General features: G+C 59.2%; 6 protein-coding genes. 4 read left to right on the top strand and 2 right to left on the bottom strand.

Translation table 11 applies throughout. From position 1 onward, the window contains the following. Positions 1 to 133: 133 nt before the first annotated feature. On the bottom strand, positions 134 to 4087 hold the full coding sequence (gene putA / locus PMI23_RS05425; protein WP_007909535.1) for a trifunctional transcriptional regulator/proline dehydrogenase/L-glutamate gamma-semialdehyde dehydrogenase: 3954 nt from the start codon (positions 4085 to 4087) through the stop codon (positions 134 to 136). 458 nt (positions 4088 to 4545) lie between these two features. Between putA and putP the strand changes: the two genes are divergently transcribed. From putP to PMI23_RS05445, 4 genes are all read left to right on the top strand, one after another. Continuing rightward, entirely contained in the window at positions 4546 to 6030 is a 1485-nt protein-coding gene (gene putP, locus PMI23_RS05430) for a sodium/proline symporter PutP (RefSeq protein WP_007909537.1), read from the top strand. A gap of 351 nt (positions 6031 to 6381) precedes the next feature. Next, positions 6382 to 8397, top strand: a complete 2016-nt coding sequence (locus PMI23_RS05435) for a type VI secretion system Vgr family protein (RefSeq protein WP_007909540.1) — start codon at positions 6382 to 6384, stop codon at positions 8395 to 8397. Beyond that, the gene (locus tag PMI23_RS05440) at positions 8378 to 9100 is read left to right on the top strand and encodes a DUF4123 domain-containing protein (protein ID WP_443200706.1); all 723 of its coding nucleotides are present in this window, start codon (positions 8378 to 8380) and stop codon (positions 9098 to 9100) included. Before PMI23_RS05435 ends, PMI23_RS05440 begins: the two co-directional genes overlap by 20 nt. Positions 9101 to 9434: 334 nt before the next feature. Then, positions 9435 to 9755 (top strand): hypothetical protein, encoded by a 321-nt coding sequence (locus PMI23_RS05445; protein WP_007909544.1) that lies wholly within the window; start codon positions 9435 to 9437, stop codon positions 9753 to 9755. A 108-nt stretch (positions 9756 to 9863) separates the two neighbouring features. Here the strand turns inward: PMI23_RS05445 and PMI23_RS05450 are convergent, their stop codons facing one another. After that, positions 9864 to 10277 (bottom strand): hypothetical protein, encoded by a 414-nt coding sequence (locus PMI23_RS05450; protein WP_007909547.1) that lies wholly within the window; start codon positions 10275 to 10277, stop codon positions 9864 to 9866. Positions 10278 to 10405: the final 128 nt, after the last annotated feature.

A 10405-nucleotide genomic window follows, 5' to 3' on the forward strand; every position in this document is an offset into this window, starting at 1 on the left:
GGAGTGAGCCTGCTCGCGATAGCGGTCTGTCAGTCAAACAAATGTGTCTGATAGATCGCTATCGCGAGCAGGCTCACTTCTACAGGGGATTTCATTCCAGGCGACCGTTGCGGTCGCCTGGAGTTACAGCGGTTTAGCCGATCGTCATCAGGCTGGCATTACCACCCGCCGCCGCAGTGTTAACACTCAACGCCCGCTCAATCACCAGGCGCTCCAGGGCAATGTTGGTCTCGCCCTGGGACAAGCCCTGAACCCCAACAATCGCGCCGGCACGCTTGGCGATCTGCTGGCAAACGCCGCGCAACTGGTCGGAATGGCCGTGATGCAGAACCGCATCGAACACCACCTCGTCTTTGTTCCAGTCGGCAACCAGCTTGATCCGCGCCTGAATCTCCTTCGGCAGGCGTGCGAACAAGGCCTTGCTGATGTCGGACTCCGGCCATACCGCCGAACCGCCTACCGCCAGCACCGCCGCCAGTTGCGTCAGCAGATCACCTTCAACCTCCGCCAGGCACAACACGTGCTCACGCGGCAGGATCGCGTAGCTGTTTTTCTCACCGGTCGGGCCGGCCAGTACGCGGGTGATGCCGCTCTGCGATTGCGCAGCGTACTGCACGCACAGGGTGCTCAGGTCGGCGTATTTGTTGCTTTCAGCCCACGCTTTCAGAGCGTTCAGCGGTTTGCTCATGGCATCGCGCAAACGAACGTCCGGGGCGATAACGGCATCACCGCGAGCGAAGGATTGTTCGATGGCATCGGTAGGACGTGTCGCCAGCAAACGGTACAGGTACAGCGGGCCACCGGCTTTCGGGCCAGTACCCGACAGGCCTTCGCCGCCGAATGGCTGCACGCCAACCACGGCACCGACGATGTTACGGTTTACGTAGACGTTACCGGCGTTGACGTTGTCGATCACCTTGGCGATGGTCTCGTCGATGCGCGTGTGCACGCCCAGCGTCAGACCATAACCGGAAGCGTTGATCTGGCCGATCAGTTGATCGATCTCTTTGCGCTTGTAGCGCACCACGTGCAGCACCGGGCCGAAGATCTCGCGTTGCAGCTCGTCGAAGTTTTCCAGCTCGATCAGCGTCGGCATGACGAAGGTGCCGCGTTTGACTTCTTCGGTATCGGCAATCGCCACCTGGTACACATTGCGACCTTTGTCGCGCATGCCCTGGATGTGCTTGTCGATGCCAGCCTTGGCTTCGGCGTCGATCACCGGGCCGATGTCCACGGACAGGCGCTCCGGGTTGCCGAGACGGCTTTCCGCCATGGCCCCTTTGAGCATTTCGATGACGCGATCGGCGGAATCTTCCTGCAGGCACAGGACCCGCAGTGCCGAGCAACGCTGACCGGCGCTGTCGAACGCCGACGACACCACGTCGATCACGACTTGCTCGGTCAGTGCCGAAGAGTCGACGATCATTGCGTTCTGGCCGCCGGTTTCGGCGATCAGCGGAATCGGACGGCCCTGGCTGTCGAGACGGCCAGCAATGTTGCGTTGCAGCAGGCGCGCGACTTCGGTGGAACCGGTGAACATCACGCCTTTGACGCGTTCATCGCCAACCAGACCGGCGCCGACGGTTTCACCGCGACCCGGCAGCAGTTGCAGCACGCCTTCCGGGATCCCGGCTTCGAGCAGCAAGCGTACGGCTTGAGCCGCGACCAGCGGAGTTTGTTCGGCAGGCTTGGCCAGTACCGGGTTACCGGCAGCCAGTGCCGCAGCAACCTGACCACTGAAAATCGCCAGCGGGAAGTTCCACGGGCTGATGCACACCACCGGACCCAGTGGGCGATGGGCGTCATTACTGAAATCGTTGCGCGCCTGCACTGCGTAATAACGCAGGAAGTCGACGGCTTCGCGGACTTCGGCGATGGCGTTGGCGAAGGTCTTGCCGGCTTCGCGAGCCAACAGGCCCATCAGCGGCTGAATCTCGCCTTCCATCAAGTCAGCGGCGCGTTCCAGAATCGCCGCGCGTTCGGCCGGCGGGGTGGCCTGCCAGATCGGTGCGGCGTTCAGTGCGCATTGAATGGCGTTGTCGACGTCTTCGACGGTGGCTTCTTGAACATGACCGACCACATCACGGTGATCGGCCGGGTTCAGAACGGCTGCCGGCGTTTCGTTGCTGGAGGCGCAACCGAGCATCGGCGCGGCTTTCCAGTCGTTGTGTGCGGTGGCGAGCAAGGCGCAGGACAGCGAAGCCAGACGATGTTCGTTGGCCATGTCGATGCCGCTGGAGTTGGCGCGTTCGGCACCGTACAGATCACGCGGCAGCGGAATGCGCGGGTGCGGCAGGCCGAAACCACCTTCCACGGTTGCCATCTGCTCGATCTGCGCCACCGGATCGGCCACCAATTCCTGAATCGAAATCGACTGGTCGGCGATGCGGTTGACGAACGAAGTGTTCGCGCCGTTTTCCAGCAGTCGACGTACCAGATACGCCAACAGGGTTTCGTGAGTGCCGACCGGTGCATACACGCGGCACGGACGGTTCAGCTTGCCTTCGGAAACTTTGCCTACAACCTGCTCGTAGAGCGGTTCGCCCATGCCGTGCAGGCACTGGAATTCGTACTGGCCGGGGTAATAGTTCTGACCGGCAATGTGGTAAATGGCCGACAGGGTGTGGGCGTTGTGCGTGGCGAACTGCGGGTAGATGACTTCCGGCACCGACAGCAGTTTGCGTGCGCAAGCGATGTAGGAAACGTCGGTGTACACCTTGCGGGTATAGACCGGATAGCCTTCCAGGCCTTCGACCTGGGCGCGCTTGATTTCGCTGTCCCAGTACGCGCCTTTCACCAAGCGGATCATCAGGCGATGACGGCTGCGGCGAGCCAGGTCGATCACGTAGTCGATCACGTACGGGCAACGCTTCTGGTACGCCTGGATAACGAAACCGATGCCGTTCCAGCCAGTCAGCTGCGGCTCGAAGCACAGGCGCTCAAGCAGATCCAGCGACAGTTCGAGACGGTCGGCTTCTTCGGCGTCGATGTTCAGGCCGATGTCGTATTGCTTGGCCAGCAGGGTCAGCGACAGCAGGCGCGGGTACAGCTCGTCCATCACACGCTCGTACTGCGCGCGGCTGTAACGCGGGTGCAGTGCCGAGAGCTTGATGGAAATGCCCGGGCCTTCATAAATCCCACGGCCGTGGGAGGCTTTGCCGATCGAGTGAATGGCTTGTTCGTACGACGCCAGGTACTTCTGCGCGTCGTGCTCGGTCAGTGCCGCTTCACCGAGCATGTCGTAGGAGTAGCGGAAGCCCTTGGCTTCGAACTTGCTCGCGTTGGCCAGCGCTTCGGCGATGGTTTCGCCGGTGACGAACTGCTCGCCCATCAGGCGCATGGCCATGTCGACGCCCTTGCGGATCATCGGCTCGCCGCTCTTGCCGATGATGCGGCTCAGCGACGACGTCAGGCCGGCTTCGTTGTGCGTCGAGACCAGTTTGCCGGTCAGCAGCAGGCCCCAAGTGGCCGCGTTGACGAACAGCGAAGGGCTGTTGCCCAAGTGCGGATGCCAGTTGCCGGTGCTGATCTTGTCGCGGATCAGTGCATCGCGGGTGCCTTTGTCCGGGATACGCAGCAGCGCTTCGGCCAGGCACATCAGCGCCACGCCTTCCTGGGACGACAGGGAAAATTCCTGCAGCAGACCTTGAACGATGCCCGCACGACCGCCGGCACTTTTCTGGTTACGCAGTTTTTCCGCGATGGAGGCGGCGAGTTTGTTGGTGGCTTCGGCCATTGGTGCCGGCAGGCGAGCCTGCTCGATCAGCATCGGCACCACTTCCGGCTCAGGGCGGCGGTAAGCGGCGGTGATCGATGCGCGCAGTACGGACTGCGGCAGGATGCTTTCGGCGAATTCGAGGAAGCATTGGTGCGCGTGATCAGTGTGGACTTCGCCCGCCTCGTCGGCGTCCTTGGCGGTCAAACCGTTCAGCTCGGTCAGGGTTGCACCACCCTCGAGTTTTTCCAGGTAATTGAAAATTGCCTGCTTGATCAGCCAGTGCGGTGTGCGATCAATCGAGGTCGCGGCCGCCTTCAGGCGCTCGCGGGTCGGGTCATCGAGTTTGACCCCAAGGGTGGTGGTAGCCATATTTTTATCCTCATGGTTGCCACAGTTGCGTGGCATCAGCTGGCCGCAAGATTAGCCGTGCGCTGAAAGAGGTGCAACCGGGTGCAACCCTTTTTTTGTCGGAATAATAGGCAGCTCGTCAGGAATTATTTTCTGGTACGAAAGTGCTGCTCCTGCTTGGTGCTTTTGCTTCTAGCAAAGGGCCATGACTGCCACAAAAGGGAGCAAAAACGGGGTGATCGTCGATAAATCCGACTAGGTGCAACTAATTCTCACGAAACTGGTTGCACCTTATTTGATTTGTTGCATAGCATTCGCGCCCAAGGTGCAACCGGGATTAACCCGGTGTACCGGCTGATGGCTTTCCTGGGGAAACATCAGTCCTAAATGCGCGGGATCCCGGATCGTCTGCCAAACGTCGTCGTTTGCGTGCGGTTCACCACCGCCGCTACATAAAAACAAAGCCAGGGCGTAACTCAATGAGCGTAAGCAATCCAACCCTGATCACGTTCGTGATCTACATCGCAGCAATGGTGCTGATCGGCTTGATGGCCTATCGCTCCACCAACAACCTTTCTGACTATATTCTCGGCGGTCGCAGCCTCGGCAGCGTCGTCACCGCGCTGTCCGCCGGTGCGTCCGACATGAGTGGCTGGTTGTTGATGGGCCTGCCGGGCGCCATCTATATGTCCGGTCTGTCCGAAAGCTGGATCGCCATCGGTCTGGTCATCGGTGCCTACCTGAACTGGCTGTTCGTTGCCGGCCGTCTGCGCGTGCAGACCGAGCACAACGGCGACGCCCTGACCCTGCCGGATTACTTCGCCAGCCGTTTTGAAGATAAAAGCGGTCTGCTGCGGATCATTTCGGCGATCGTGATTCTGGTGTTCTTCACCATCTACTGCGCTTCCGGCATCGTGGCCGGTGCCCGTCTGTTCGAAAGCACCTTCGGCATGTCCTACGAGACGGCGCTGTGGGCCGGTGCTGCGGCGACGATTGCTTACACCTTTATTGGTGGTTTCCTCGCGGTGAGCTGGACCGACACCGTACAAGCCACGCTGATGATTTTCGCGCTGATCCTCACGCCGATCATCGTCCTGCTGGCTACTGGTGGCGTCGATACCACGTTCCTGGCGATCGAGGCGCAAGATCCGAGCAACTTCGACATGCTCAAAGGCACCACCTTCATCGGCATTATCTCGCTGATGGGCTGGGGTCTGGGCTACTTCGGTCAGCCGCACATCCTCGCGCGTTTCATGGCGGCGGATTCGGTTAAGTCGATCGCCAAGGCGCGTCGCATTTCCATGACCTGGATGATCCTGTGCCTGGGCGGCACTGTGGCGGTGGGCTTCTTCGGTATCGCGTACTTCTCGGCGCACCCGGAAGTTGCCGGTCCCGTGACCGAGAACCACGAACGCGTGTTCATCGAACTGGCCAAACTGCTGTTCAACCCATGGATCGCCGGTGTGCTGTTGTCGGCCATTCTGGCTGCTGTGATGAGCACCCTGAGCTGCCAGTTGCTGGTGTGCTCGAGCGCCCTGACCGAAGACTTCTACAAAACCTTCCTGCGTAAATCCGCTTCGCAACTGGAGCTGGTCTGGGTCGGCCGCGCCATGGTGCTGTTGGTTGCACTGATCGCGATCGCCTTGGCGGCCAACCCGGAAAACCGCGTACTGGGCCTGGTGTCCTACGCCTGGGCCGGTTTCGGTGCTGCGTTCGGTCCGGTTGTACTGATCTCGGTTATCTGGAAAGGCATGACTCGCGACGGCGCACTGGCCGGTATTCTGGTCGGCGCGATCACCGTGGTGGTCTGGAAGCATTTCGAACTGCTGGGTCTGTACGAAATCATCCCGGGCTTCATCTTCGCCAGCCTGGCCATCTACATCGTCAGCAAGATGGGCGAGCCGACCAGAGGCATGGTGCAGCGCTTCGAAGCGGCGGAAAAAGATTTCCACCTGAACAAGTAATTGTTCTGAGCTGAGGCTCATCCAAAAACGGCCCGTTTCCACAGGAGACGGGCCGTTTTTTTGTGCTTGTGATTTCTTGCCGACGCTGAGGAAACCTGTGGGAGCTGGCTTGCCAGCGATGAGGGCGGCACATTCAGAACATTCAGTAACTGACGCATCGCTATCGCTGGCAAGCCAGCTCCCACAGGGTTCTATGGATGACTTGAGGGTTTTGTCTGTAGTTGAAAGCGCCGTTTTTTGCAGGGTTTTTCGTCAATGAAAGTAGGGGAAATCTGATTTTCTCGTCACCCATTCATCACCCGTTGCCCCTCATGCAGAATCGCCCGCCCTCACACTGCAGAGAGACATCGGATGTTCGCGCCTGCCAATCAACCGCGTTTCACGGTGACCCTCGAAGGCGCCCAACATGACCTCAAGGTCCTTGAGTTCACGGGCAAGGAAGCTATCAGCCAACCCTTTCGTTTCGAGCTGGAACTGGTCAGTGAGCGACCGGATCTGGACCTCGAGAGCCTGCTGCACTGTCAGGCGTTTCTGAGCTTTGATGCTCAAGGTTCCGGTATTCACGGTCAGATTTATCAGGTTGGGCAGGGCGACTCCGGGAAACGTCTGACGCGTTATCACTTAAGCCTTGTCCCACGTTTGACGTATCTGGAACACCGCATCAATCAGCGGATTTTCCAGCATCAGAGCGTGCCGCAAATTGTTGCGCAGGTGCTTAAGGATCACGCGATCCTTCGTGATGCTTTCGAGTTTCGGTTGGGCAGCGAATACCCGGTTCGCGAGTATTGCGTGCAGTACGCTGAAAGCGACTTGGCGTTCATTCAACGCCTGTGTGCCGAAGTGGGTATTCATTACCACTTTCAACACAGTCCCGACGCGCACGTACTGGTGTTCGGTGATGACCAGACGGTGTTTCCAAAACTGGCCACGCCGACCCTTTATCTGCCGGGCAGTGGCATGTCTGCCGGAGCCCCGGCGGTCAAGCGTTTCAACGTTCGCGTGGAAACCCGCACCAGCGTGGTCACCCGGCGCGACTACAACTTCGAAAAACCGCGGCTGCAATTGCAAAGCCGAGTCGACGGCGAGCAGCGCCCGGTGCTCGAGGACTATCACTTCCCCGGCCAATTCAACGATCGGGAAACCGGCAAGCATCTCGCCCAGCGGGCACTTGAGCGACATGTCGCCGATTACCGTCAGGCCGAAGGCAGCAGCGACGAATCTGCACTGGTTTGCGGACATTTCCTGCAACTGACTGAGCATCCGCGCCACGACTGGAATGACCTGTGGCTGCTGACCGCCATCGAGCATCATGGCCGCCAGCCGCAGGTGCTGGAGGAATCGGTGACCAGCGATGGCGAGGGATTTCAGGGTTACCGTAATAGCTTTCTCGCCACGCCGTGGGACGTGTTTTTCCGCCCGGCGCAGGGGCCTGAAAAACCGCGCATGCTCGGCTATCAACCGGCGGTTGTGACCGGGCCGAAAGATACGGAAATCCACTGCGACGAGTATGGCCGGGTCAAGGTGCAACTGGCTTGGGACCGCGACGGTGAATTGAACGAGCATTCCAGTTGTTGGTTGCGCGTTGCCAGCGGTTGGGCCCATGACCGTTACGGCAGCGTGCTGATTCCGCGAGTCGGCATGGAAGTACTGGTCGGCTTCATCGATGCCGACGCCGACAAACCATTGGTTGTGGGCTGCCTGCCCAACGCCGCGACGCCGATCCCGCTGGATCTGCCGGCGGACAAGACCCGCAGCATTTTCCGTAGCCAGAGCAGCCCCGGCGGTGGCGGCTACAACGAACTGCGCATCGAGGATCGCAAAGGTGCCGAGGAAATCTACCTGCGCGCCCAGCGTAACTGGACGCAGCATGTGTTGAATGATCAACAGGTGCAGGTTGATAACCAGCGCAGCATTGTTGTCACCGGGACCGCTCGGCACGAGTTGAAGGCTGATGAGCAGCGCATTACTCACGGTCAGCGGCAGACCGAAGTGAAGCAGGACGACCATCTGAGCGTGATCGGCGACCGGCATATTCGCGTGAGCAATCAGGCGATCAGCGCCAGTGGGCAATTCCACGTCAGCGCCGGTCAGCAAGTGGTCATCGACGGTGGCGCGAGTGCGACGATTCAGGCCGGTGGGCAGTGGATCAACATCGGTCCCGGCGGCATTTTCAGCAGCGTGCCGATTGTAGTGGGTGGTGCGCCGATGGCGGCGATGAGTGCCGCGCCGGTTGTACCGGGATTGCCGGAGAAACTCGCCGCCGCGCCGGCTGCCATGCTGACGGCTGCACAAATCATGAGCTTCAAGGGTGACGCGCCATTCTGCGAAGAGTGTGAACGTTGCAAGGATGGTCTCTGTGCAGCCTGATTTTCTTCTGCCTGCCGATTGGTTGGCGCGGGAGCCGTTGAAAGTTTCCGAGCAGTTGTTCGCGGTATTCAGCAATGCCAGCGAGGCGAAGCCGCTTGAGGCCTGGACACACATAGCGAGCCCGATTTGGGCCGGGACCATCTATGCCGAGTGGGATGCGGTGATGCCTTACGTGGGAATTGTCGCCGCCGACAGTGAGTTTCTGCATTGGGTCACCACCACCGAGTCGCGGGATTGGGGTTGGCTGGCGGTGTCTTCGGCGAACCTTGAAGAGGTGGTGGCGCACTTTCGCAGCCTGACCCAAGTGCTGATGCCTGGCGGGAAAACGGTGTTTTTTCGTTTTTGGGACGGGCGGTTTCTGTTGCCGATTCTTCAGGCCGATGAGGTGGATGCGGCACAACTGTTTCCGCTGATCGGGCGTTGTCTGATCAATGGGCAGGCGCTGGATATCGGTGGCAGGGCGCTGGTATCGGGGCGGGTATTCCCGTGGTGGCAGGTGCCGGAGTCGGTGCTGGCGCAGCAAGGCCATGACGTTCGAACCGCCAATGCGTTGCAGTGGTTGAGCGAGGAACATCCGGCAGTTTTCGAGGCCTTCCCCGAGGCGATTTTGCGCTGCAAAGTGAGGCGGTTTTTTCAGGTTTCTATGTCGGAAGAATCGTCGCAATCGGCGTTGCTGGCGTTTTTGCTGGCAGAGTCGGAGTGAGTTTTCGGGGCGAAGGTCTCGGACGATTCCTTCGAGTTGCGGCGGTTTTCATGAACTGGTGGACGGTGGGTTGCAGGGATAGTCTTTTCGTTGTCACTGCGAGAGCGGTGACAGGGTGTAGGAACCCTTGGAATTTACCGTGCACCAGCCCTGTTGTCTGATTGCGGCACCAAACCTGTGTCCGTAACATCTTTCGCGGCGGCTGTGCGCGGGAACGCTTCGGCGTAGCTGAGTTTTTGGCTGGTTCCTCAGTTTCCTACTCTCGCGTACGGCTGCCACCCAAACCTGTAGGAAGGTCATTGGTAGCCTCATTTAATCAGTTGAGGTACAAAATATGACAACGCTTAAACCGGCTCCACCCTACGAAAAAATCATCCCCCATCCCGACAACCGCTTCATGGCCCTGACCGGCAACTGCAGCGATATGCCGACCCTGTTCATCGACACCCACGTACCCCTCGACATCCTCATGGACGCGGCCAATCACCGCCTGCGCGCCGTGATCCAGGTGCTGGAAAACATGTGCATGCGCGGCTCGGTCGAATGCGACTCCGTCATCCTCAGCGACTTCGCCCAGCTTTGCGTGATCCCCTTGCGCGACGGCTGTGATGTGCTTGATGTGATCGGCAGGCGCCTGCGCAGCATGCCTGCCTGAAAAAGATCAAAAGATCGCAGCCTGCGGCAGCTCCTACACGGGACTGGCGTTCGCCCTGTAGGAGCTGCCGAAGGCTGCGATCTTTTGACGTTGAAGGAAATCAGTTAGTCAGTCAGGGATGTACCCATCCTGAGAGTTGATAAAGCTGTTGAACGCATCGGAGTTGTAGACCTTCATGCACCCAAAAAACACTACTTTTTCATTCGAGTATTTGCTGTTTGAAGGTGTCTGCTCGTAAGCCGCTAACACGTAGTTTCGGGTTTCTTTGTAGGGATCGTGCAGCACTTGCAGCGTGTCTTCATTTTGCAGGATGGAATGCATGCCTTTGCCCATGACGGAATAGGCATTGGCGGACAGGGCAATGTCTTTTTCCAGCAAGGAGTGTTCGTTGAATGGCTTTAGGATGCAGTGGCTCAGGCCGTAGTTCTTTAGTGTCTGGCGTGCCTGTTCAATGTGGGGTTCGTCGGCAAGGGCGAGGTATGGGCTAAGCAGGCTGAATAAGCAGATGATCAGATATCGCATGAGTTTTTGACGTCCTGTCGTTCATGGTTAGCCAGTTTAACGCCATAAAAGCAAAGCCCCTCACCCTAGCCCTCTCCCAGAGGGAGAGGGGACTGACCGAGTTGTCTGGGCGGTGTACGCCGACTTGC

The organism is Pseudomonas sp. GM24, from assembly GCF_000282235.1.
Classification (GTDB): Bacteria; Pseudomonadota; Gammaproteobacteria; order Pseudomonadales; family Pseudomonadaceae; genus Aquipseudomonas.